Source organism: Roseivivax isoporae LMG 25204 (genome assembly GCF_000521865.1).
GTDB lineage: Bacteria > Pseudomonadota > Alphaproteobacteria > Rhodobacterales > Rhodobacteraceae > Roseivivax > Roseivivax isoporae.
Genome location: NZ_JAME01000006.1, coordinates 20,304 through 43,749 on the forward strand (window position 1 = coordinate 20,304; position 23,446 = coordinate 43,749).

General features: G+C 70.2%; 24 protein-coding genes. 18 read left to right on the forward strand and 6 right to left on the reverse strand.

Features of this window, described 5'->3' with window-relative positions; genetic code table 11:
- The first annotated feature begins 46 nt into the window (after positions 1 to 46).
- Positions 47 to 328: a DUF3253 domain-containing protein gene (locus RISW2_RS05115; RefSeq protein ID WP_051491814.1), complete on the forward strand. Its 282-nt coding sequence runs from the start codon at positions 47 to 49 to the stop codon at positions 326 to 328.
- Here the strand turns inward: RISW2_RS05115 and RISW2_RS05120 are convergent.
- A complete protein-coding gene (locus RISW2_RS05120) occupies positions 301 to 1,140 on the reverse strand; it encodes a prephenate dehydratase (protein ID WP_043767498.1) in 840 nt (279 codons plus the stop codon). The two genes, RISW2_RS05115 and RISW2_RS05120, sit on opposite strands and share 28 nt — an antisense overlap.
- A 130-nt stretch (positions 1,141 to 1,270) precedes the next feature.
- On the opposite strand from RISW2_RS05120, the gene RISW2_RS25885 reads away from it, so the two are divergent.
- The 5 genes from RISW2_RS25885 (at position 1,271) to RISW2_RS05145 (ending at position 8,711) form a co-directional block, all read left to right on the forward strand.
- Complete coding sequence (locus tag RISW2_RS25885; protein ID WP_043767500.1) at positions 1,271 to 2,476, forward strand: c-type cytochrome; 1,206 nt, start codon at positions 1,271 to 1,273, stop codon at positions 2,474 to 2,476.
- 201 nt (positions 2,477 to 2,677) lie between these two features.
- Positions 2,678 to 4,669 carry an extracellular solute-binding protein gene (locus RISW2_RS05130; RefSeq protein WP_043767503.1) on the forward strand — a complete coding sequence of 664 codons (1,992 nt, stop codon included), beginning with the start codon at positions 2,678 to 2,680 and terminating at the stop codon, positions 4,667 to 4,669.
- 9 nt (positions 4,670 to 4,678) lie between these two features.
- Positions 4,679 to 5,773 carry a microcin C ABC transporter permease YejB gene (locus RISW2_RS05135; protein WP_043767506.1) on the forward strand — a complete coding sequence of 365 codons (1,095 nt, stop codon included), beginning with the start codon at positions 4,679 to 4,681 and terminating at the stop codon, positions 5,771 to 5,773.
- Between the two features lie 48 nt (positions 5,774 to 5,821).
- Positions 5,822 to 6,970, forward strand: coding sequence for an ABC transporter permease (locus RISW2_RS05140; protein ID WP_051491822.1), 1,149 nt, complete (start codon positions 5,822 to 5,824; stop codon positions 6,968 to 6,970).
- A gap of 145 nt (positions 6,971 to 7,115) precedes the next feature.
- Entirely contained in the window at positions 7,116 to 8,711 is a 1,596-nt protein-coding gene (locus tag RISW2_RS05145; RefSeq protein WP_043767509.1) for an ABC transporter ATP-binding protein, read from the forward strand.
- 109 nt (positions 8,712 to 8,820) lie between these two features.
- Here the strand turns inward: RISW2_RS05145 and RISW2_RS24480 are convergent, their stop codons facing one another.
- The gene (locus RISW2_RS24480; RefSeq protein ID WP_156943781.1) at positions 8,821 to 8,967 is read right to left on the reverse strand and encodes a hypothetical protein; all 147 of its coding nucleotides are present in this window, start codon (positions 8,965 to 8,967) and stop codon (positions 8,821 to 8,823) included.
- Between the two features lie 251 nt (positions 8,968 to 9,218).
- On the opposite strand from RISW2_RS24480, the gene RISW2_RS05150 reads away from it, so the two are divergent.
- Positions 9,219 to 10,088: a LysR family transcriptional regulator gene (locus tag RISW2_RS05150; RefSeq protein WP_043767511.1), complete on the forward strand. Its 870-nt coding sequence runs from the start codon at positions 9,219 to 9,221 to the stop codon at positions 10,086 to 10,088.
- 70 nt (positions 10,089 to 10,158) lie between these two features.
- Here RISW2_RS05150 and RISW2_RS05155 read toward each other — a convergent pair whose 3' ends face one another.
- Together RISW2_RS05155 and RISW2_RS05160 are read right to left on the reverse strand one after the other, a co-directional pair.
- Entirely contained in the window at positions 10,159 to 11,589 is a 1,431-nt protein-coding gene (locus RISW2_RS05155; protein WP_084615268.1) for a D-alanyl-D-alanine carboxypeptidase family protein, read from the reverse strand.
- 362 nt (positions 11,590 to 11,951) lie between these two features.
- Complete coding sequence (locus RISW2_RS05160) at positions 11,952 to 12,650, reverse strand: HAD family hydrolase (protein WP_043767516.1); 699 nt, start codon at positions 12,648 to 12,650, stop codon at positions 11,952 to 11,954.
- Between the two features lie 111 nt (positions 12,651 to 12,761).
- Here RISW2_RS05160 and clpS point away from each other — a divergent pair, with 111 nt between their 5' ends.
- The 4 genes from clpS (at position 12,762) to hemF (ending at position 15,940) form a co-directional block, all read left to right on the forward strand.
- Positions 12,762 to 13,130, forward strand: coding sequence for an ATP-dependent Clp protease adapter ClpS (gene clpS / locus RISW2_RS05165; RefSeq protein ID WP_043767517.1), 369 nt, complete (start codon positions 12,762 to 12,764; stop codon positions 13,128 to 13,130).
- A 31-nt stretch (positions 13,131 to 13,161) separates the two neighbouring features.
- Positions 13,162 to 14,154 (forward strand): class I SAM-dependent methyltransferase, encoded by a 993-nt coding sequence (locus RISW2_RS05170; RefSeq protein ID WP_043767520.1) that lies wholly within the window; start codon positions 13,162 to 13,164, stop codon positions 14,152 to 14,154.
- A 19-nt stretch (positions 14,155 to 14,173) separates the two neighbouring features.
- The gene (locus tag RISW2_RS05175; protein WP_043767524.1) at positions 14,174 to 14,974 is read left to right on the forward strand and encodes an SDR family NAD(P)-dependent oxidoreductase; all 801 of its coding nucleotides are present in this window, start codon (positions 14,174 to 14,176) and stop codon (positions 14,972 to 14,974) included.
- A gap of 75 nt (positions 14,975 to 15,049) precedes the next feature.
- Positions 15,050 to 15,940, forward strand: coding sequence for an oxygen-dependent coproporphyrinogen oxidase (hemF, locus tag RISW2_RS05180; RefSeq protein WP_043767527.1), 891 nt, complete (start codon positions 15,050 to 15,052; stop codon positions 15,938 to 15,940).
- 9 nt (positions 15,941 to 15,949) lie between these two features.
- Here hemF and RISW2_RS05185 read toward each other — a convergent pair whose 3' ends face one another.
- Both RISW2_RS05185 and RISW2_RS05190 read right to left on the reverse strand, forming a co-directional pair.
- Positions 15,950 to 16,492, reverse strand: a complete 543-nt coding sequence (locus tag RISW2_RS05185; protein WP_043767530.1) for a pseudouridine synthase — start codon at positions 16,490 to 16,492, stop codon at positions 15,950 to 15,952.
- Positions 16,489 to 16,959, reverse strand: coding sequence for a nucleoside deaminase (locus RISW2_RS05190; protein ID WP_043767532.1), 471 nt, complete (start codon positions 16,957 to 16,959; stop codon positions 16,489 to 16,491). Before RISW2_RS05190 ends, RISW2_RS05185 begins: the two co-directional genes overlap by 4 nt.
- 102 nt (positions 16,960 to 17,061) lie before the next feature.
- Between RISW2_RS05190 and RISW2_RS05195 the strand changes: the two genes are divergently transcribed.
- The 7 genes from RISW2_RS05195 to RISW2_RS05225 all read left to right on the forward strand — a co-directional run bounded on the left by RISW2_RS05195 (position 17,062) and on the right by RISW2_RS05225 (position 23,441).
- Positions 17,062 to 17,859, forward strand: coding sequence for a pseudouridine synthase (locus RISW2_RS05195; protein WP_043767534.1), 798 nt, complete (start codon positions 17,062 to 17,064; stop codon positions 17,857 to 17,859).
- Between the two features lie 73 nt (positions 17,860 to 17,932).
- Positions 17,933 to 18,130, forward strand: coding sequence for a hypothetical protein (locus tag RISW2_RS05200; protein WP_043767536.1), 198 nt, complete (start codon positions 17,933 to 17,935; stop codon positions 18,128 to 18,130).
- A 10-nt stretch (positions 18,131 to 18,140) separates the two neighbouring features.
- The gene (locus RISW2_RS05205) at positions 18,141 to 18,965 is read left to right on the forward strand and encodes a hypothetical protein (RefSeq protein ID WP_156943782.1); all 825 of its coding nucleotides are present in this window, start codon (positions 18,141 to 18,143) and stop codon (positions 18,963 to 18,965) included.
- A gap of 188 nt (positions 18,966 to 19,153) precedes the next feature.
- The gene (locus RISW2_RS05210) at positions 19,154 to 20,056 is read left to right on the forward strand and encodes a 5-bromo-4-chloroindolyl phosphate hydrolysis family protein (protein WP_043767540.1); all 903 of its coding nucleotides are present in this window, start codon (positions 19,154 to 19,156) and stop codon (positions 20,054 to 20,056) included.
- A gap of 25 nt (positions 20,057 to 20,081) precedes the next feature.
- Complete coding sequence (locus RISW2_RS05215; RefSeq protein ID WP_043767542.1) at positions 20,082 to 21,284, forward strand: toxic anion resistance protein; 1,203 nt, start codon at positions 20,082 to 20,084, stop codon at positions 21,282 to 21,284.
- An 8-nt stretch (positions 21,285 to 21,292) separates the two neighbouring features.
- On the forward strand, positions 21,293 to 22,294 hold the full coding sequence (locus RISW2_RS05220; RefSeq protein ID WP_084615262.1) for a DUF2927 domain-containing protein: 1,002 nt from the start codon (positions 21,293 to 21,295) through the stop codon (positions 22,292 to 22,294).
- A gap of 25 nt (positions 22,295 to 22,319) precedes the next feature.
- The gene (locus RISW2_RS05225; protein ID WP_043767545.1) at positions 22,320 to 23,441 is read left to right on the forward strand and encodes an SPFH domain-containing protein; all 1,122 of its coding nucleotides are present in this window, start codon (positions 22,320 to 22,322) and stop codon (positions 23,439 to 23,441) included.
- Positions 23,442 to 23,446 lie beyond the last annotated feature (5 nt).

Genomic DNA, 23,446 nt, shown 5'->3' on the forward strand with positions numbered 1-23,446 from the left:
GCGGGCGCGCCCCTTGCCCGGAGGCACGCCGCGCTAGCTCCGGCGCATGACGGATGCGCGGCCCGACGATGACGAGATCGCAGAGGTGCTGATGGCGCTCGCCCGCGCCCGCGGGCCCGCGTCGAGCTTCTGCCCGTCCGAGGCGGCGCGGACGCTGTCCGACGACTGGCGCCCGCTCATGGCCGAGGTACGGCGCGTCGCGGCGAGCCTGCCGCTGCGCGCCACGCGCCGCGGCGCGCCGGTCGATCCCTGCGCGCCCGGCGGGCCTATCCGGCTGTCCCTCGCGCCGCCCGGCGGGCCTCAGTCGCGGCGCGGATCGCGCGGGTAGGTCCCGAGGATCTCGAGCATCGAGGTGAAGTAGGCGAGTTCCTCGAGCGCGCGCGCCACCGCCGGGTCGTCGGGATGCCCCTCGATGTCCGCGTAGAACTGCGTCGCGGTGAACGAGCCCTCGATCATGTAGCTCTCGAGCTTGGTCATGTTGACGCCGTTCGTGGCGAAGCCGCCCATCGCCTTGTAGAGCGCCGCGGGGATGTTGCGCACCTGGAACACGAAGCTCGTGAGCATCCCGTGGCTGCCGCGCCGGCGCATGTCCACCTCGGGCGACATGACGAGGAACCGCGTCGTGTTGTTGCCCTGGTCCTCGATGTGCCGCGCCAGCACGTCGAGCCCGTAGATCTCGGCCGCGAGCTCGCTCGCCAGCGCCGCGACCGAGGGATCGCCGCGCTCGGCCACCTCGCGCGCGGCCCGCGCGTTGTCGGGGCTCACGCGCCCCTCGATGCCGTGGGTGCGCAGGAAGCCCGCGCATTGCGGCAGCAGCACGAGATGCGAATAGGCCTCGCGCACGTCAGCGAGCGCGGCCCCCTTCACGCCCAGAAGGTTGATGTGCACCCGCACGAAGGCCTCGCCGACGATGTGCAGCCCCGAACGCGGCAGCAGGCGGTGGATGTCGGCCACCCGGCCATAGGTGGAATTCTCCACCGGCAGCATCGCCAGCGCCGCCGCGCCGCTGCGCACCGCCTCGATCGCGTCCTCGAAGGTGCGGCAGGCAAGCGGCGCGTGGTCGGGGCGGGCTTCGCGGCAGGCCTGGTCGGAATAGGCGCCGGGTTCGCCCTGGAAGGCGATCTTGGGTCGGTCGGTCATGGGTCGTGTCTCGGGTCTTGTCCAGCGGCCGGCATGGCCGGGCGTTTGGTCGCGGCTAGTATACCTTGCCTCGGCCGAAGGGAACCAATAGATAGCGGCGCCATACGGACCTCAGACGGACACGCGACCCATGTTTGACACCATGACGTTCACCAAGGTTGTCGGCGGCTTCTGCGGCGCCCTGCTTGTGTTTCTCCTCGGCAAGTGGGCCGGGGAAACCATCTACCATGTCGGCGATGCCGGCCATGGCGAGGAGCACACGGCGGCCTGGGTGATCGAGACCGGCGAGGAAGACGCGGGCGCAGAGGAAGAGGCCCCGGCCGATTTCGCCTCGCTGTGGGCGAATGCCGACGCCGATGCGGGCGAGCGCGTGTTCAACTCCTGCCGCGCGTGCCACCAGCTCGAAGAAGGCGCCAACGCGGTCGGTCCCTACCTCTACGGCGTCGTGGGCCGCGAGATCGGGTCGGCGGACGGCTACGGCTCCTATTCGGGCGCGCTCAGCGAGCAGGGCGCCGATGTCTGGGATCCCGAGACGCTGTCGAACTTCCTCGAGAACCCGCAGGGCTGGGCGCCCGGCACGTCCATGAGCTATTCGGGCGTCAAGGATGCCGAGGACCGCGTGAACCTGATCGCGTACCTCAACACCTTCGGCGGCAACGCCGAGGTGGGCGCGCCGGCCGAAGGCGGCGACGCCGCCGGCTCCGAGGAAGAGGCGGCCGCAGGTGACGACGCCGCGTCCGAAGAGCAGGCGACCGAGGAGGCCGCCGCAGAGGACGCCCCCGCCGAGGAACAGGCGACCGAGGAAGCCGCCGCCGAAGAGGCCCCTGCCGAGGAGCAGGCATCCGACGAGGCCGCAGCCGAGGAGGCCCCCGCCGAGGAGCAGGCATCCGACGACGCGGCAGCCGAGGAGCCCGCGACCGAGCAGGCCGCTGCAGAGGAGGCGCCTGCCGAGGAGCAGGCGACCGAGGAAGCCGCCGCCGAGGAGGCCCCGGCAGATGCGGGCGGCGATGCCGGCAGCGCGATCCTCGCAAATGCCGACGCGGCCGCGGGCGAGCGCGTCTTCAACAAGTGCCGCGCCTGCCACAAGGTCGACGGGACCGATGGCGTCGGCCCGCACCTGAACGGCGTGGTGGGCCGCGAGGTCGACTCGGTCGAGGGCTACAACTACTCGGGCGCGCTCGAGGAAGCGGCGGATGTCTGGACCCCCGAGAACCTCGACGCCTTCCTCGAGAACCCGCGCGGCTACGCCCCGGGCACCAAGATGAGCTTCGCCGGCCTGCGCAGCGAGGAAGAGCGCGCCAACGTGATCGCCTACCTGCAGAGCACCGGGAACTGATCCGGGCCGCACGCGCCCCGCACTGACCGCGGGGCCCGAAACAGGGGCCGCTGCCCGGAGGGGCGGCGGCCCTTTTTCATGCGCCGCGACGCGCCTGCTCGCGCAAGATAACACAGACGCAACTTGATCGTGGCGAGCCGCGACCTGTAGCTTACATGAAGGCCGAGAAGAGACGCGCACAGAGCGCCGGAGGGGAGCACGATGACCATCACCAGACGATCCGCGCCGCATGCGCCACGGGCCCGCGCCAGGGCCGCGGCCCCCGATGCCCCGCGCCTCGTCCTGGCCGCGCTGACGGCGCTCGGCATCGCTTTCGCCGCGACCTCGGCGGTCTCGCAGGCCGCCGATGCCACCGCCGGCGCCGCCGCGCAGGAAGGCTCGGGCGACATCATCTCGGCCCACGGCTATTCCTATTTCGGCGACCTCAAGTACCCGCCCGATTTCGAGGCGCTCGACTATGTCAACCGCGAGGCGCCCAAGGGCGGCGAGGTGGTGATCGCCACCACCGGCACCTTCGACAGCATGAACCCCTATGCCCGCCAGGGCCGCGCCTACATCTACTCGATCTTCCCCTACGAGGGCCTCTTCGCCGAGAGCGTGTCGAACGAGACGCTGCCCGCGGACGACAACGAGGCGCTCTACGGCCTGCTCGCCGAGCGGGTCGAATACGACGAGGGCAAGACCTACGCGATCTTCCACCTGCGCCCCGAGGCCACGTTCTCGGACGGCACGCCGGTGACAGCCGACGACGTCGTCTTCACGCACGAGCTCTTCGTGACGCAGGGCCTGCCCTCCTATGCCGAGGCGGTGCGGGCCCGCATCAAGAGCGCGACCGTGATCGACGAGCACACCGTGCGCTACGACTTCGCCGAGGGCATCTCGCGCCGCTCGCTCATCGACCAGGTGGGCACCACGCCCGTCTTCCCGCGGAAGTGGTTCGAGGAGACCGGCGCCCGCCTCGACGAGAGCCGCCTCGAGACCCCGCCGGGATCGGGCCCCTGGCTCATCGACGAAGTCGTGCCGAACCGCCGCATCGTGCTCAAGCGCAATCCCGACTACTGGGGCGCCGACCTGCCGATCAACCGCGGGCGGCACAACTTCGACACCATCCGGGTCGAGTTCTTCTCGGACACGATCGCGGCGTTCGAGGCGTTCAAGGCCGGCAACATCACCTACCGCACCGAGGCCAACTCGCGCCTCTGGGCCACCGCCTACGACTTTCCCGCGCTGACCCGCGGCGATGTCGTCAAGGAGGAGATCCCCGACGGCAACCCGCCGGCACCGGTGGGCTTCGTCTTCAACCTCGGCGTGGAAAAGCTGCAGGACCGCCGCGTCCGGCAGGCGATCGCGCTTGCCTACAACTTCGAATGGACGAACGAGTCCCTGCAATACGGCCTCTTCGAGCAGCGCGTCTCCTTCGCGCAGGACACCGACCTGCAGGCGACGGGCGTGCCCGAGGGCCGCGAGCGCGAAATCCTCGAATCCCTGGGCGACCTCGTGCCCGACGAGGTGCTGAACGGCGAGGCAGTGGTCCCCCACAGCTCGGACGGCAGCCGCCTCACCGACCGCGGCAACCTGCGCCGCGCCGGCCGCCTGCTCGAGGAGGCAGGCTGGACCGTGGGCGACGACGGCGTCCGGCGCAACGCGGCCGGCGAGGCGCTCACCCTGCGCATCCCCCTCGCGGCGAATTCCGACCCGACCGTCGAATCGATCCACGAGACCTTCGCCGAGAACCTGACCGCCATGGGCATCGAGCCGCGGATCGAGAAGATGGATCCCTCGCAGTACTCGCTGCGCACCCGCGACCGCGACTACGACATGGTCTACGACAGCTACGGCGCGCTGACCGGCGCAGGCACCGGGCTCCGGCAGATGTACGGGTCCGAATCCGCCGAGTTCTCGCTCTTCAATCCCGCCGGCCTCGCCGACCCGCTGGTCGACGCGCTGATCGAGGTCGCCCTCGAGAGCGAGACGCAGGAGGAGGAGGACGCCGCGATGATGGCGCTCGACCGGGTCATGCGCTACACGCTCTTCCAGATCCCCATGCACTATTCCAGCGTCCACCGCGTGGCCTACTACCGCCACATGCAGCATCCCGACCAGATGCCGCCCTACGCGCTCGGCGTGCTCGATTTCTGGTGGGTCGACGCCGACGCGGCGTCCGAACTGCGGGCCGACGGCGCGCTCAAGTAGAAGGCCCTCATGGCAGCCTACATCCTCCGACGCCTGCTGCTCATCATCCCGACGCTGCTCGGGATCATGGTGGTGAACTTCGTGCTCGTGCAGTTCGTGCCGGGCGGCCCGATCGAGCAGGTCCTGGCCAACATCCAGGGCCAGGGCGATGCCTTCGGCGGCTTCGCCGGCCAGCAGGGCACCGACGCGGCCAACACCGAGCTGCTCGGCCCCGGCGACAGCCAGTATATCGGCGCGCAGGGCCTGCCGCCCGAGTTCATCGAGCAGCTCGAGCGCGAGTTCGGCTTCGACAAGCCGCCGCTCGAGCGCTTCCTGAACATGGTCTGGAACTACGCGCGCTTCGATTTCGGCGAGAGCTACTTCCGCTCCATCGACGTGACCGACCTCGTGCTCGAGAAGATGCCGGTGTCGATCTCGCTCGGGCTCTGGTCGACGCTGATCGCCTATCTCGTCTCGATCCCGCTCGGCATCCGCAAGGCGGTGCGCGACGGCACGTCCTTCGACACCTGGACCTCCGCGCTCATCATCGTGGCCTACGCGATCCCGGGCTTCCTTTTCGCGATCCTCCTGCTCGTGCTCTTCGCCGGCGGCTCCTATTTCCAGATCTTCCCGCTGCGCGGGCTGACCTCCGACAACTGGGACCAGCTGTCGCTCCTCGGCAAGATTGGGGACTACTTCTGGCACATCGCGCTGCCGGTGACGGCCTCGACCATCGCCGCCTTCGCCACGCTGACGCTCCTGACCAAGAACAGCTTCCTCGACGAGATCAAGAAGCAGTACGTCATGACCGCCCGCGCCAAGGGCCTCTCGGAACGAGGCGTGCTCTACGGCCACGTCTTCCGCAACGCGATGCTGATCATCATCGCCGGCTTCCCGGCGGTGTTCATCGGCGTGTTCTTCACCGGCTCGCTCATCATCGAGACGATCTTCTCGCTCGACGGGCTCGGCCGGCTCGGCTTCGAGGCGGCGGTGCAGCGCGACTATCCGGTGATCTTCGGCACGCTCTACCTCTTCGGCCTGATCGGCCTCGTGGTGAACATCCTGTCCGACCTCATGTACGTGATCGTCGATCCCCGCATCGACTTCGAGAAGCGGGAGGGCTGAGCCATGGCCGCGAATCCCGACCCGCGCGAGGACATCGTGCCCCAGCCCATGCCCGGCAAGTCCGTGGCGCCGCAGCCGCCGCGCGGCCGCTTCGCGCTCTCGCCGCTCAACCAGCGGCGCTGGCGCAACTTCAAGCGCAACCGCCGCGCCTACTGGAGCCTTTGGATCTTCGCCGTCCTCTTCGGGCTGTCGCTGTTCGCCGAGTTCCTCGCCAACGACAAGCCGATCCTCGTCAACTATCGTGGCGAGTACCGGATGCCGATCTTCTCGTTCTACCCCGAGACGGCGTTCGGCGGCGACTTCCGGACCGAGGCCGCCTACCGCGACCCGGAGGTGCGCTGCCTGGTCGAGACGGGCGGCCTCGTCGACTGCTTCGACGATCCCGACGGGCTGATCGCGGCGGCGCGCGCGGGAACGATCGACGATCCCGACTTCCGGAAGGGCTGGATGGTCTGGCCCCCCATCCCCTATGCCTACGACACCACCGTCGACCGCCCCGGCGCGGCGCCCTTGCCGCCCAACGGCCAGAACCTGCTCGGCACCGACGACACCAAGCGCGACGTGCTCGCGCGGGTGATCTACGGCTTCCGGCTCTCGATCCTCTTCACGCTGATCGTCACCGCCGCCTCCTCGCTCATCGGCGTGGTCGCCGGCGCGGTGCAGGGCTATTTCGGCGGGCTCACCGACCTCGTCTTCCAGCGGGTGATCGAGATCTGGGCGGCGACGCCCTCGCTCTACATCATCATCATCCTCTTCGCGATCCTCGGGCGCAGCTTCTGGCTGCTCGTGGTGCTCATGGTCCTTTTCGGCTGGATCGCCCTCGTGGGCGTGGTCCGGGCCGAGTTCCTGCGCGCGCGCAACCTCGAATACGTGCGCGCGGCCAAGGCGCTCGGCGTGTCGAACCTCACCATCATGTTCCGCCACATGCTGCCGAACGCCATGGTGGCGACCGTCACCATGCTGCCCTTCATCGTCACCGGCACCATCTCCACCCTCGCGGGCCTCGACTTCCTGGGCTTCGGCCTGCCCTCCTCGGCGCCGTCGCTGGGCGAGCTCACGCTGCAGGCCAAGCAGAACCTGCAGGCGCCCTGGCTCGCCTTCACCGCCTTCAGCGTCTTCGCCTTCATGCTCTCGATCCTCGTCTTCATCTTCGAGGGCGTGCGCGACGCGTTCGACCCGCGAAAGACCTTCTCGTGACCGCATGTCCCGGCCCAGCGTCCCCCGGCCCGCTGCTTCTTCTTGGGAAAAATATCCCGGGAGCGCGAGGGCAGCGCCCTCGCACGGCCCCGCGCTGCGGACGCGGCCCCGACCGAAACCAGACCAGCGTTCCGAAGGCCCTGACATGACCGCCCCCCTCCTCCAGGTCCGCGACCTCACCGTGACCTTCACGCAGGACGGCATCGACAGCCGCGCGGTCAGGGGCGTCTCCTTCGACATCGCGCGCGGCGAGACCGTCGCGCTGGTGGGCGAATCGGGCTCGGGGAAGTCGGTCACCGCGCTCTCGACGGTGCAGCTCCTCGGGCCGGCGGCCAAGGTCGGCGGATCGGTGCTCTATGACGGGCAGGAGATGATCGGCGCGCCGGAACGCCGCCTGCGCAAGGTCCGCGGCAACGACGTGTCGTTCATCTTCCAGGAACCGATGACGTCGCTCAACCCGCTGCACACGCTGGAGAAGCAGCTGGCCGAAAGCCTCGCCCTGCATCAGGGGCTGGCCGGCGAGGCCGCCCGCGCGCGCATCCTCGACCTCCTCCGGCGCGTGGGGATCCGCGATCCCGAGGACCGGCTCACCGCCTACCCGCACCAGCTCTCGGGCGGCCAGCGCCAGCGCGTGATGATCGCCATGGCGCTCGCCAACGGCCCCGACCTCCTCATCGCCGACGAGCCCACCACCGCCCTCGACGTGACGATCCAGGCGCAGATCCTGGCGCTCCTCGCCGAGATCCAGCGCGACATGGGCATGAGCCTGCTCTTCATCACCCACGACCTCGGCATCGTGCGCCGCATCGCCGACCGCGTCTGCGTCATGAAGGACGGCGAGATCGTCGAGACCGGCCGCACCGCCGAGCTCTTCGCCGATCCGCGCCATCCCTACACGCAGAAGCTCCTGTCGGCGGAATCGACCGGCCGCCCCGACCCGGTGAAGTCCGGGGCCGAGACGGTGGCCGAGACTCGCAACCTGCGCATCTGGTTCCCGATCCAGCGCGGCCTCCTGCGCCGCACCGTCGGCCACGTGAAGGCCGTGAACGACGCCTCGATGGCGGTGCGCGCCGGCGAGACGGTGGGCGTCGTCGGCGAATCGGGATCCGGCAAGACCACGCTCGCCCTCGCCGTCATGCGCCTCATCCAGTCCGAGGGCGCCATCACCTTCCGCGGCGAGGACGTGCGCGGCTGGAACACCAGGCGCCTGCGCCGCCTGCGCTCGGAGATGCAGATCGTCTTCCAGGACCCGTTCGGGTCGCTCAGCCCCCGCATGACCTGCGAGCAGATCATCGCCGAGGGGCTCGGCGTGCACGGCGCCCCGGACGGGCGGCCGCACCGCGAGCTCGTGACCGAGGTCATGCAGGAGGTGGGGCTCGATCCCGCCACCATGCACCGCTACCCGCACGAATTCTCCGGCGGCCAGCGCCAGCGCATCGCCATCGCCCGGGCCATGGTCTTGCGCCCCCGCCTCGTCGTGCTCGACGAGCCCACCTCGGCCCTCGACATGACGGTTCAGGTGCAGATCGTGAACCTGCTGCGCGCGCTGCAGCGCAAGTACGACCTCGCCTACCTCTTCATCAGTCACGACCTGAAGGTGGTGCGCGCGATGTCCCACAAGGTCATCGTCATGCAGAACGGCGACGTGGTCGAGATGGGCGAGACCGAGGCGCTCTTCGACAATCCGCAGACCGAGTACACTCGCACGCTCATCGCCGCGGCCCTCGACCCGACCGGCTGACCGGCCCGAAAAAAGAACGACCTCCGCGGCACGCAGGCCTCCGGAGGTCGCAGTCTTGGTCCCGGGCCGCCACAGGGATCGGCAGCCGGGACCGAACGCGTGCGCGCGCTCAGCGCGCGCGGCGGATCCGCGGCGGCACCGGCCGGCGGCCCTCGGTCCAGACCGACGGCGGCAGCAGGGCCCAGCGCATCTTCTGCGCGGCGTCGATGTCGCCGCGCAGCAGGGCCTCGGTCTGGCGCAGGATGGGATCGATCATGGCGTGTCTCCTTCGCAGGAGGGATGTGTCTCAGCCGCGGATGCGGCGCGTCTCGTCGCGGCGGCGCGGGGGCGTCCAGCGGACTGCGCGGCGGGGATCGTCGGCATGGCCGGTCGCGGTCATGAAGCTTCGGGCGTAGATACCGAGCATGGCGCATCTCCTGTCTCGCTGGCATCGATACCCCGAATATTGCGCCGACACGCATTCCATGCGACTCAGGAATTCTTGGACCCTGTAAGCCAGGCTTACGCATGCCCCATCGCCTGCCCGCGCTCTCGGCCCTCAAAGCCTTTCATTTCTTTGCAGAAACCGGCTCCGCGACCCGTGCAGGCGCAGCGATGAATGTAAGCCACGCTGCGGTCAGCCAGCAATTGCGCAACCTCGAGGCGCATCTCGGCGTGCGGCTGATCGACCGCGCGGGCCGCACCCTGACGCTGACGCCCGAGGGCCGCCAGCTGGCCGAAGCGCTCGCAGCGGGGTTCGGACGCATCGCCGAGGCGGTGGAGGCGCTGACCGGCGCCGACGCGGACCGGCCACTGCACGTCTCGACGACCCCGAGCTTTGCCGCGAACTGGCTGATGCCGCGGCTCGCGGGATTTCGCATGGCCCATCCCGAGATCGACATCATGATCGACCCGACGCCCGCCATGAACGACCCGGTCCCCGGCGGCATCGACGTGGCGCTGCGCTACGGCGACGGCGGCTGGCCCGGGCTGACGAGCGAGCCGCTGCTGACCTCGCCGATCTGGATCGTCGCCGCGCCCGAGCTGATCGGCGACCTGGTGCCGGAGCGGCCGCAGGACCTGCTCGCCTTCCCGTGGCTGCAGGAACTCGGCACGACCGAGGCGACGGAATGGTTCGCGCAGCACGGCGTCACCGGGCGGCGCGCCAAGGGCGTCGTGCACGTGCCGGGCAACCTCATGCTCGACGGCGCACGCAACGGCCAGGGCATCGTCGTGACCACCCGCGTCTCGGTGGAGGAGGACGTGCGCGCGGGGCGCCTGCGGCTCCTCTTCGAGGAGCGCCGGCACGGCGGGTACCACATCGTCACCGCGCCGGGGGTGCCCCGGCGTCCGCTTGCCGATTTCCTGCGCTGGCTCAGGCGCGAGGCGGGCCTCTGAGACGAGAAAGGCGCGCCGGATGTCTCCGGCGCGCCAAGGTCACGTCCCTCGTGTGTCTTTTGTTGTTGTCTCAGCTGGGCCCGATCATGAAGCAGGTCACCTGCTGCGCCTGCAGGCGCCGGCAGGCGAGGTCCGCCATCTCGCGCGTCATGCCCATGAAGTTCGCGTCGTAGCCGCCGGGGCGGTCCACCACCTTGCGCAGGCTGCCGTCGAGCGACGACATCTCCGACAGGGCGGTCTTCACCAGCACCTTCTCGGCGGCGTAGCGGCTGGGGAAGCGGCCCACGTTGATGCCCCAGTGGCGTCCGCCCGAGGTCGACACCCGGCTCACCACCTCCGTGGCCTCGGGCTGCGGCGTGGCGACCGCGTCGGCATCGACCGACGCGAGCGTCACCTGCGCCATCTCGACCGGGCGGGCCCGGGGCGCGACCGAGGCGCCGGGCGCGACGGCCGTGGCCACCGCCGCCTCGACGGCCTGCGCGACGATCTCGGATTCCGCCTCGACCACCTGTTCGGCCGCGGCGATCTGTTCGGCCGCCGCCACCTCCTGCGCCTCGGCGATCACCGTCTCGATGTCCAGCTGGACCTCGGCGACGAGCGGCGCGGGCTCGGGCTCGGATCCCGGCCGCAGCATCGGCCGCAGGCTGCGCGTGGTCGCGGCCGATGCCATGCGCACCGCCTTGCCGTAATTCCCGAGCGAGGGATCGGAATCGCGTGCGACCTCGATGTTCAGGCCCGAATTGCCCATGTAGCCCGGCCGGCCCGGCGCGCTGAAGGCGACCCGGTTCGGCGCCTTCTGGAAGCCCAGTTCGAGCAGCTTTGCCACCTGCGCGTTGCGCGACGCTGTGGAGTTGCCGCCGAAGACCGTCGCGATCACCCGCTCGCCGCCGCGCTCCGCCGACGCCACGAGGTTGAAACCCGCCGCACGGGTATAGCCCGTCTTGATGCCGTCGGCGCCGGCGTAGCTTTCCAGCATCCGCCGGTTGGTGTGCGACACCATCCGCACGCCCGCATCCGCCGTCACCCGGCTGAACAGGTTGTAGTATTCGGGGTAGTCGTAGAGTACGTGGCGCCCGAGGATCGTCATGTCGCGCGCGGTTGACAGGTGGCCCTCCTCGGTCAGACCGTGCGCGTTCTTGAACGTGGTGCGCGTCATGCCCAGCGCCTTGGCGGTGCGGTTCATGCGCCGCGCAAAGGCCGCCTCGGAGCCCGAGATCGCCTCGCCGATCGCGGTGGCGGCGTCGTTGGCGGACTTCACCGCCGCCGCCCGCACGAGGTAGCGCAACTGGATCTTCTGACCCGCCCGGAGCCCCAGCTTGGAGGGCGGCTCGGACGCCGCGTTCCGCGACACCGTCACCATCGTGTCCATGCTGAGTTCGCCGTGCTCCACCGCCTCGAAGGCGATGTAGAGCGTCATCATCTTTGTCAGCGACGCCGGATGGAGCCGCGTGTCCGCATTCTCAGAGTAATAGACCTCACCGGATCGCGCATCCATGACCATGCCCGCGTAGGGCGCCGCCCGCGCCGCCAGCGGGATCAGGACAAGGAACCAGATTGCCGTGAGAATCAACAGACCGGTATGGCCCGGCCGCCTGCGCCGTCCCGTCACGATGTTCCGCCTTCTCTGCCTCAACGCCCCCGATGTTTCGGTGGGCTGCTCGCTCTAGTTTTTTTAACGTGGTCCGACTGACGCGAACCTTTACCGCCGATCGCATGATAGCACAGGAAAAGCGGCTCGCAAAGCACTCCAATGCATGAATTTTTCCCAGTCGCGCCTTGGCGATGCACCAGATCTTGTCGTTCCGTGGCCCCACGCACACCACTTCGGCGATCGCGCCAAAAGAGTGGCAACGCCCTCGCGACTCACCCGAGCGCGGCGACGAGATCCGGCAGCGCGCCGAGGTCCGCCACCTCGCGGTAGCGCGGTGCCTCGGGGGCCTCCGCATGCTCGAGATCCCAGGCGAGGTCGTGCGGCACGAAAACGCCCCAGGCCCCCGCCTCGATCGCCGGCCGGACATCGGATTTCATCGAGTTGCCGACCATCATCGCGCCCTCCGCCCCGCCCGGGGTGGTGGCGAAGATCCGCGTGTAGGTCGCGGGCCGCTTGTCCGACACGATCTCGACCCGCGAGAAATGCGCGCCGAGGCCCGACTGCGCCAGCTTGCGCTCCTGGTGCAGCAGGTCGCCCTTGGTGATGAGGACGATGTGGTGGCTCGCGGACAGGGCCGCGACCGTGTCCGCCGCATGCGGCAGGAGCTCGACGGGATGGTCCAGCATCTCGCGCCCGGCCTCGAGAAGCTCGGCGATCACGTGCCCCGGCACCCGCCCCTCGGTCACCTCGACCGCGGTCTCGATCATCGACAGCACGAATCCCTTCACGCCGAATCCGTAATGGCCGATGTTGCGCCGCTCCGCCTCGAGCAGCCGCCGGTCGAGGTCGGGCGCGTCGCAATGCGCGGCGAGAAGCGACCGGAACCGGTCCTGCGTCAGCTGGTAGAACCGTTCGTTGTGCCAGAGGGTGTCGTCGGCATCGAAGGCGATGGTCTGAAGCGCGGTCGTCATGAATCGTGACTTTCTGATCTCCGGCGAGTCTGTCTCAACCCTTTTCTAGTCTATGTCACCCATTATATGTTGCGTTCGATCCCGCATCCGACACGGACAGCCCCCGTCCTCATGACACATCCGACCCCGACCTTCCGCCACACGACAAGCAGCGCCGCGACTCCGCCCGGTCGCGACGGCGGCAAGGACGAGACCGGCGTCGTCGTCGACACGAAGCCGCGGACCAAGCGTCCCCCGCTCTACAAGGTCCTGCTCCTGAACGACGACTACACGCCCATGGAATTCGTGGTGCACGTGCTCGAGCGATTCTTCGGCATGACCCACGCGCAGGCGTTCGAGGTCATGCTCACCGTCCACAAGAAGGGCGTGGCGGTCGTGGGCGTCTTCAGCCACGAGATCGCCGAGACCAAGGTGGGCCAGGTGATGGATTTCGCCCGGCGCCACCAGCACCCCCTGCAATGCACAATGGAAAAGGAGTGATCCCGGTCACCGCGCCCGGATCTCCGACCCGATGTCCCGCTCCCGCCTGAACCACGCGCTCGACACGGGCGCGCTCGCGCTGCCCACCGAGGGCCGCATCGTCGTGTTCGGCCTGCCGGGTGACGCCGAGCTGCCCGACATCGCCCCTGAGCGGATCGAGGTGGTGCAGCCGTTCTTTCCGGACCGCGCCACCCTGACCGCGCGCGGCGTCCGCTGCGTCGCTGCGCCGGAGGGCCGGTACGCCGCGGCCGTCGTGACCCTGCCGCGGGCACGCGAACGCGCCATGACCTGGATCGCCGAGGCCGCGGCCGCGACCGACGGGCCGGTGGTGGTCGACGGCGCGCGCACCGACGGCGCCGACGCGATGCTCAAGGCCTGTCGCGCGCGCGCGACCGTCGCGCCGCCCGTGGCCAAGGCGCACGGCAAGGTCTTCCTGTTCGACGCCGACGCGACGGCCTTCGCCGACTGGCACCGCGGACCCGCGGCGCTGCCCTCGGGCTGGATCACGGCGCCGGGCGTGTTCTCGGCCGACGGTCCCGATCCGGCGTCCGAGGCGCTGGCCGCGGCCCTGCCCGCGATCCCCGGGCAAACCGTGGCGGACCTCGGCGGCGGCTGGGGCTACCTCGCGCGGCGGATGCTCGATCGGTCCCCCGACATCGCGGCCCTGCACGTGGTCGAGGCCGACGCGGTCGCTCTCGACTGCGCGCGCCGCAACGTCACGGATCCGCGCGCGGCCTTCCACTGGGCCGACGCCACCACGTGGCGGCCCCCCGCGGGCCTCGACGCCGTCGTGATGAATCCGCCCTTCCACGCCGGCCGGCAGCCCGATCAGGCACTCGGGCGCGCCTTCATCGCCGCGGCGGCCGGAATGCTGGCGCCCACCGGCGCGCTCTGGCTCGTGGCGAACCGCCACCTGCCCTACGAGACCACCCTTGCGGAGCGTTTCCGCGATGTGTCAGAGGCGGGCGGCGACACGCGTTTCAAGATCCTGCACGCCGCCCGGCCCTGCCGCGCCGCCGCGTGACCTGCCAGGGAGCCCCGGCATGAGCTTTTCCATCGAAGGCAAGACCGCCATCGTCACCGGGGCCGCGAACGGCGTCGGGCTCGCCATCGCGCGCCATTTTGTCGAGAAGGGGGCGAACGTGATGTTCGCCGACATCGACGAGGGCCGCCTGATGAAGGAGGTGGGCAAGCAGGCCGAGGAGGCGCGCATGCGCTACTTCGCCGGCGACCTCCGCGAACGGCTGACGCTGGCGAACCTCCTGTCGGCGACGCTCGACTCCTTCGACCGGGTCGACATCCTCGTGAACGGCTCGCGCCAGATGATGCCGACCGATCCGCTCGACATGGACGACACCTCGGTCGAGACGCTGATGGACCAGAACCTGATGACCGCGCTGCGCCTCTCGCAGCAGGTGGCCAAGCGGATGATCAAGCAGGCCGAGGGCCAGGAGGGCGGACAGGCGGGCGCCATCGTCAACCTGTCGTCCATCGCGGCACGGCGCACGCATCCCTCGCTCCTCGGCTACTCGGTGTCCTGCGCGGCGCTCGACCAGATGACGCGATCGCTGGCGGTGGCGCTGGCGCCGCACCGCATCCGCGTCAACGCGGTGTCCTTCGGGTCGGTGATGTCGGCGAGCCTCAAGCAGACGCTCAAGGACCACCGCGAATACCGCGGCGACATCGAGGAGCACACGCCGCTCGGGCGCATCGCGTCGCCGGACGAGCTGACCGAGGCGGTGCAGTTCCTGTGCTCGGATTCCGCGCGTTTCGTCACCGGCCAGATCATGACCGTGGACGGCGGGCGCACCCTGCTCGACCCGGTCGCGGCCCCTGCGCACTGACCCGCGCCCGCGTCCCGCTCTTGCGAGCGCTCCGATGCCCCGGCTAGGAAGAAGCCGGACAGGAGAGGACGCCAGATGACCGAAGAGATGGGGCCGGAAAAGGCCCGTGCCAGCGCATGGTTCCGGGAACTGCGCGACGCCATCGTCGCAGCCTTCGAGGATGTCGAGACGCGCCATGACGGCCCCGGTGCGGACCTGCCCGCTGGCCGGTTCGAGGTGACCGAGACGCGGCGCGCCTCGGATGACGGATCGGACGCGGGCGGCGGGCTCATGAGCGTGATGCGCGGCGGCCGCGTGTTCGAGAAGGTCGGGGTAAACGTCTCGACGGTCTATGGCACGCTCGGCGCCCGTGCGCAGGCGGCCATGGCCGCGCGCAAGGGCATTCCCGGCATGGCGGACGACCCGCGCTTCTGGGCGAGCGGCATCAGCCTCGTCGCGCACATGCGCAACCCGCACGTCCCGGCCGTGCACATGAACACGCGCATGTTCTGGACGCCGCATGCCTGGTGGTTCGGCGGCGGATCGGACCTGAATCCCTGCATCGAATATGCCGAGGACACGGCGCATTTCCACGGCCAGCAGCAGGCGCATCTCGATCCCCACGGACCCGACCACTATCCGCGCCTCAAGGCTTGGGCGGACGAGTATTTCTACATTCCACACCGCGGACGCGCGCGCGGGGTCGGCGGCATCTTCATGGACGACCATTCCACGGGGGACTGGGAGGCGGACTTCGCGCTGACGCAGGACATCGGCCGGGCGTTCCTGCCCGCCTACCTGCCCCTCGTCGACCGCCGCCGCGTCCAGCCCTGGACCGAGGCGGACCGCGACACGCAGCTCGTGCACCGCGGGCTCTACGCGGAATACAACCTCGTCTACGACCGCGGCACCAAGTTCGGGCTTGAGACCGGGCACGACGCGAACGCGGTGCTCATGTCGCTTCCGCCCCTCGCGAAATGGGTCTGAGCGCCGCGCTCAGACCCTGCGCCACGTCCCCGGCGCGATCCCGTCGAGCGTCCAGTCGCCGACCGACCACCGCACGAGCCTGAGGCATGGCAAACCCACATGGGCGCACATGCGCCGCACCTGCCGGTTGCGCCCCTCGGTCAGCGACAGCTCGAGCCAGGCGTCGGGCACGCTCTTGCGGAACCGCACCGGCGGGTCGCGCGGCCAGAGCGCGGGCGGCGCGATGAGCCGCGCGCGTGCAGGCCGGGTCGGCCCGTCCTTCAGCACCACGCCCCGGCGCAGCGCCTCGAGGCTTGCCTCGTCGGGCGTGCCCTCGACCTGAACGAGGTAGGTCTTGGGCCGCTTGTGCCGCGGGTCGGCGATGCGCGCCTGCAGACGTCCGTCATCGGTCAGGACGAGAAGCCCCTCGCTGTCGCGGTCGAGCCGCCCGGCAGGGTAGACGCCCTTCACGTCCACGTAGCGCGACAGGGTGGGCCGCGCCGATCCCTCCGTCCCGCGATCGGTGAACTGCGAAAGGACGCCGAAGGGCTTGTTGAACAGGATCACCGTCACGGCGCGTCCCCCCCCGGCAAGCGCCGCGCGACGAAGAAGTCGCGCAGCAGCGTCTCTGCCTCGCGCGCGGACAGGCCGTCGTAGATCTCGGGCACGTGGTGGCATTGCGGGTGCGCGAACACCCGGGCCCCGGCGGCGACACCGCCCGATTTCGGGTCGGCCGCGCCGTAATATAGCCGCGAAATCCGCGCAAACGAGAGCGCGGTCGCGCACATGGCGCAGGGCTCCAGCGTGACGTAGAGATCGTGGTCCGGCAACCGCTCCGACCCGGCCGCCCTGCAGGCCGCGCGCAGGGCGAGGATCTCGGCATGTGCGGTCGGGTCGCACAATTCGCGGGTCCGGTTGCCGGCCGAGGCGACGACCGACCCGCCGGGCGCGACGACGACGGCGCCCACGGGCACCTCGCCGCGCATGGCGGCGGCGCGCGCCTCGGCAAGCGCGAGATCCATGTGGCTCCGGAACCGCATGAGGCGCTTTACCGCGTCGCGCGCGCCGATGCCAACGGAACGGCGCGCGATTGTGCGTGCGCCCCCTTTCCGGACGCGGCGCAACCGGCTAGAGCCACGGGCATGAAGAAACCCACCCCTCCCGGCGACCGCATCGCGAAGGTCATCGCGCGCGCGGGTCTCGCGTCCCGCCGCGAGGCCGAGCGCCTGATCGAGGCGCGCCGCGTCACCGTGAACGGCACGGTGATCGACAGCCCCGCGCTGAACGTCACCTCCGCCGACCGCATCACCGTCGACGGACGGCCGCTGGGTGCGGCCGAGGCGCCGCGGCTCTGGCGCTACCACAAGCCTTCGGGGCTCGTGTCGACGACGCGCGACGAACAGGGCCGGCCGACGATCTTCGACGCCCTGCCCGAGGACATGCCGCGGGTGATGAGCGTCGGACGGCTCGACCTCAATTCCGAGGGCCTGCTGCTCCTGACCAATGACGGCGGGATCAAGCGGCAGCTGGAACTTCCGTCGACCGGCTGGCTGCGCCGCTACCGGGTGCGGGTGAACGGCTCGCCCTCCGACGCCACGTTCGAGCCGCTGCGGCAGGGAATCGAGGTCGACGGCATCCGCTTCCAGCCGATGATCATCACGCTCGACCGCCAGCAGGGCGCCAACGCCTGGCTGACGATCGGCCTGCGCGAGGGCAAGAACCGCGAGATCCGCCGCGCCATGGCGGATGTGGGCCTGAGCGTGAACCGGCTGATCCGCGTGTCCTACGGCCCGTTCCAGCTGGGCCAGCTCGGCCGCGGCGAGGTCGAGGAGGTTCGGCCGCGCATCGTGCGCGACCAGCTCGGGCTCGATGCCGCCACGCCGCAGGCCGACGGCACGCCGCCCCCGCGCAAGCCGAAACGGGCGCCGCGCCGCCGCTGATTGCGGCAGTCTTTCCCGAATCCTTCCCGTCTCCGGCCCCGATTTTGCCGCGAATCGCAGGCATCTCGGGACCATGTTGATCACGTCCGTCGCCATCCTCATCGCCGTCGTGTCGGCCGCGCTCGCCGTCCTCTCCATGCGGGAGGTCGCCAGCGGGACCGCGCTCCTGATGCGGTCGGGCGTGCGGCGGACGCTGCGGTCGGGACGGCTGGCGCCCACGATCGCGTTCGTCTGCCTGTGGCTGATGATCTTCGGCCTGAGCTTCGCGTGAGGAGGTGACCGTGACCCACATCCCGTCGATCCCGCGGCCGTCCGAACGCACCCTGGCCGACGCGCTGCCGCTGCTGCTGCTGTCGGCGTGCCCCCTCCTCTTCTGGCTGCTCGACGGCTCGCTCCTGATGATGCTGGGCGCGGTGTTCCACTTCGCGCTGCTCGTGGGCGGCGCGCTCCTGATCGGGGCGGGCCACCGGCGCGCGCAGGGCTACGACGCGGCCGAGGCCGCCGCGCGCCCGCGCGTCCCCCGCAAGCTGCTCGGCTCCGCGCTCCTCGGGCTTCTCGTCTTCCTGCTGGCCGCGGCGCAGTTCACGGTCTGGCTGCCGCCGGTGGCGCTGGGCCTCGCGGGCTTCGGCTTCGCGGTCGCGGCCTTTGGCGCGGACCCGTTGCGCGACAAGGGGCTCGACGATCCGACCTATCTCGGCCGCAAGGCCGCCGAGGCCCTGCTGACGGAAACCGACGGCGCGCTGCGCGACATCGTCGACCGGGTTGCGGGGCTGGGCGATCCGAACCTCGCGCTCCGGACCGAGGCGATGCACGGCGCGATCCTGCGGCTCCTGCGGGCGTTCTCGGCCGATCCGGGCCAGCTCCTCGACCTCGAGCGGCCGCTCGACAAGTTCCTGCGCCTCGCCTCGGCCGAGGTCGGCAGGCTGGAGCACGGCTGGCGGCACGACCGCGCCACCGCGGCGCAAAGCTACGCGACGCGGCTCGCGGCGCTGACGGCGGCCTTCGAGACCGGCGCGCGCCAGCGGCGCCAGCGGGCGACGCCGGACACCTACGCGCTCGACGCCGACCTGCTGCTGCAGCGCATGGGCGGGCACGCGGCCGCCTGACGCACCGCCGGCGATGCTGCATCCGCGGCAATCGCACTGGTAACACCCGGACCTTTCGCCTAGATTTGGAGCGAACCTAGGACGACGGGGGCGTCATGTCGGCCACCGGCCTGCAGAAACTCGCATTTGTGCTGCTCATCCTGCTGCAACTCGGCGTGGCGACCGGCCTCCTGGGCGGGTTCTGAGCCATGGCGGAACGGTTCGGCGGCAAATACAGCCCCGGTGCGTCCCGTCCTGCCGGCGCGCCGCGCAAGGACCCGCCCGCCTATGCGGGGGCCCGCGTCAACCCTGTCGGCGCGCGCGCGAACGTCATGTTCGTGCCCCCGGTGGTGCTGGCCTTCCTGTCGCTCGGCGCCGGGGCCGCGGGCCTCGCGCTCGGGCTCGCCGGCGCGGGCGCGCTCGTGCTCGGCGCATGGCTGCTGCGCGACGGGCTCAAGGCCGAGGCGGCGTTCCACGCGCGCAAGGTCGCGAACCGGCCCGCCCTGCCGCGCAAGACCTTCGCCGCGATCCTGTCGGGCGTCGGCACCGGCTTCGCGGTCCTGTCCGGCGACGGCGGGGTGACCACCGCCGCGCTCTACGGGATGATCGCGGGCGGGCTGCACCTCGCGGCCTTCGGGATCGACCCGATGCGGGGCAAGGGGCTCGAGGGGGTCGATCAGTTCCAGCAGGACCGCGTCGCGCGGGTCGTGGACGAGGCAGAGACCTATCTCGCGGACATGGACGCGGCGGCGCGCCGGGCGGGCGACCGCGAGGTGATGGCGCGGGTCGAACGCTTCGTCACCACCGCGCGCGGCCTCATCCGCACGGTCGAGGAGGATCCGCGCGACCTGACGGCCGCGCGCAAGTATCTGGGCGTCTACCTGATGGGCGCCCGCGACGCGGCGGTGAAGTTCGCCGACATCTTCGCCCGGTCCCGCGATGCCGGGGCGAAGGACGATTTTCTGGCGCTGCTCGGCGATCTCGAGGAGAGTTTCGGCACCAAGACGCGGGCGCTGCTTCTCGACACGAACAGCGACCTGCAGGTCGAGATCGACGTGCTGCGCGACCGGCTGAAGCGCGAAGGCGTGCGGCCGGGCGCCGACGCGTCCTAACGTGGTCTGAAGGGGATGACGACGAATGTCTGATGCAGTCCGGGCCAAGGCCCAGGAAACCGCCGCGCTGGTCGAGGACGTGAACGGCGCCGCCCTCCCTGAACCCTCGGCGGCCGACGCCATCGTCGGGCTCGACGGCGCCGATCCGCGCCAGAGCGAGGAGATCCGGTCGCGCATGGACGAGATCGATATCGGCGACACCAACTCGATTGTCTCCTTCGGGTCGGCGGCACAGGCCGAGCTGCAGGAGATCAGCCAGTCGATGCTGACCGGCGTGCGCAACAAGGACGTGGGCCCGGCCGGCGACAGCCTGCGCGGGATCGTCGCCACGATCCGCGGATTCTCGGTCTCGGAACTGGACACGCGGCGGGACCGTTCCTGGTGGGAGCGGCTGATGGGGCGCGCGACGCCCTTCGCCAAGTTCACCGCGCGTTACGAGGAGGTCCAGGGCCAGATCGACCGGATCACCGATGACCTCCTCAAACACGAGCATGCACTGCTGAAGGACATCAAGTCGCTGGACCTGCTCTACGAGAAGACGCTGCAATTCTACGACGAGCTGGCGCTCTACATCGCGGCCGGCGAGGCGAAGCTTGCAGAGATCGACGGGACCGAGATCCCCGCCAAGGAGGCGGAGGTGCAGGCGGCGGTCGAGGCCGACCAGGTGATGAAGGCGCAGGAACTGCGCGACCTGCGCGCGGCCCGCGACGACCTCGAACGCCGGGTGCACGACCTGCGGCTGACGCGACAGGTCACCATGCAGTCTCTGCCCTCGATCCGGCTCGTGCAGGAAAACGACAAGTCGCTGGTGACCAAGATCAACTCGACGCTCGTGAATACCGTGCCGCTGTGGGAGACGCAGCTGGCGCAGGCCGTCACCATCCAGCGGTCCAAGGAGGCGGCCGCCGCCGTCCGGGACGCCAACGACCTGACCAACGAGCTGCTGACCGCGAACGCCTCGAACCTGCGCGATGCCAACCGCACCGTCCGGCAGGAGATGGAGCGCGGCGTCTTCGACATCGAGGCGGTGAAGAAGGCCAATGCCGACCTGATCGGCACCATCCAGGAAAGCCTGCAGATCGCCGACGAGGGCAAGGCACGCCGCGCGGCCGCCGAGGAGGATCTGCGCCGCATGGAAACCGAACTGCGCGACACGCTCTCCGCGGCACGCGCGCGCCGCGACGGATCGGGCGACACGTCCGGCACCGCCGTGCCCGCAGGACACTGAGAGGCGCAATGCACCGACCGAGCAGGTTCCAGGCTTTCGGCGCCGCGATGGCGTTCGCGGCGCTTGCCGCCTGCGACTTCGGCCCGAGCGAGGGGCTCGACACGTCGAGCAAGCCGCAGGTGCGGCCCGACCGCCCCGCGGCGACACCCGACACGCGCCCTCCCACGACGCGGGAGCCGTCGGCGCGCAGCCGCGACCTTGCCACCTACTACGCGCGTCTCGAGGCGGATCTCGTGGGCCAGGGCCTCTTGCGCACCGACGGCGGCGGCGTCGACACGCCCTTCACCGAGACGCAGCTTGTCCGCAACTTCGAACGCATCGCGCTTGCGGAGGAATACGAGCGCGGCGCGGGCTTCCGTCCGTCCTCGGGCGGGCTCGGCCGGATCAAGAAATGGACGCAGCCCGTCCGCGTGCAGGCCGAGTTCGGCCCGTCGGTGGACCGCGACCAGCGCGCGCGCGAAAGCGGGACGCTGTCGCGCTATGTCGACCGGCTGGCGCGGGTGACAAGCCACCCGATCACCATGTCGTCGAGCAACCCGAACTTCCACGTGCTGTTCATGGGCGAGGACGACCGCGGGCAAATCGCCCCGCGGGTGCGCTCGATCGTGCCGGGCATCGACAGCGCCTCGCTGGCCGCGCTCACCTCGCTGCCGCGCGAGATCCACTGCCTCGTGGTCGCGTTCTCGGACCAGCCGGGCGGCTACGCCTACGGCCAGGCCATCGCGCTGATCCGCGCCGAACATCCCGACCTCCTGATGAAGTCCTGCATCCACGAGGAGCTGGCGCAGGGCCTCGGGCTCGCCAACGACAGCCCCGGCGCGCGGCCGTCGATCTTCAACGACGACGACGAGTTCGCGCTCCTGACCACGCATGACGAGATGCTGCTCAAGATGCTGTACGACCCGCGGCTGCGCCCCGGCATGACGCCCGACGAGGCGCGGCCGGTGGTGCAGCGCGTCGCGCTGGAACTGGCCGGCGGCGACAGGCTCGCCAGCATCGACGCCGAGTGACGAAACGCAACCAAGGGGACTACGGATGGGCATCCTCGACTTCCTGAGCGGCCAGTTCATCGACGTCATCCACTGGACGGACGACACCCGCGACACCATGGTCTGGCGCTTCGAGCGCGAGGGACACGAGATCAAGTACGGGGCGAAGCTCACCGTGCGGGAAGGCCAGGCGGCGGTCTTCGTGCACGAGGGGCAGCTCGCGGACGTGTTCACACCCGGGCTCTACATGCTCGAGACCAACAACATGCCGATCATGACCACGCTGCAGCACTGGGACCACGGGTTCCGGTCGCCGTTCAAGTCCGAGGTCTACTTCGTCTCGACCGCCCGCTTCACCGACCTGAAATGGGGCACCAAGAACCCGATCATCGCGCGCGATCCGGAATTCGGGCCCGTGCGGCTGCGCGCCTTCGGCACCTACAGCGTCAAGGTCACCGATCCCGGCCTCTTCCTGACCGAGATCGTCGGCACCGACGGCGAATTCACCATGGCCGAGATCGGGTTCCAGATCCGCAACATCATCGTGCAGGAGGTCGGGCGCGTGCTGGCCTCCTCCGGTATCCCGGTGCTCGATATGGCGGCGAACACCGCCGATCTCGGCCGGCTCGTGGCCGGCGAGGTGTCGAAGACCCTCGCCACCTACGGGCTGGTGATGCCCGAGCTCTACATCGAGAACATCTCGCTGCCGCCCGCGGTGGAAAAGGCGCTCGACGCGCGGACCTCGCGCGGGATCGCCGGCAATCTCGACGAGCACATGAAATGGCGCGCGGCCGAGGCTTTTGCCGATGGCGGCAGCGCCGCGGGCGGCGCCATGGGCATGGGCTTCGGCGCGGGGCTCGGCATGCAGATGGCGGGCCAGGCGGGCCGCGCGGGTCCCTGGGGCGCCGCGTCTGTCGCCGCGGGCGCCGCCACGCCGCCCCCGCCGCCGGTCGAACATGTCTGGCACATCGCGGAGAACGGCCAGACGCAGGGCCCGTTCTCGAAGGCGCGCATGGGCCGGATGGCCGCCGAGGGTGCGCTCACCCGCGACACGCTCGTGTGGACCGCCGGGCAGGACGGCTGGATGAAGGCCGGCGACGTGACCGAGCTGGCGCAGCTCTTCACCGTCATGCCCCCGCCGCCGCCGCCCCCGCCGCCCGCGGGCTGAACCGG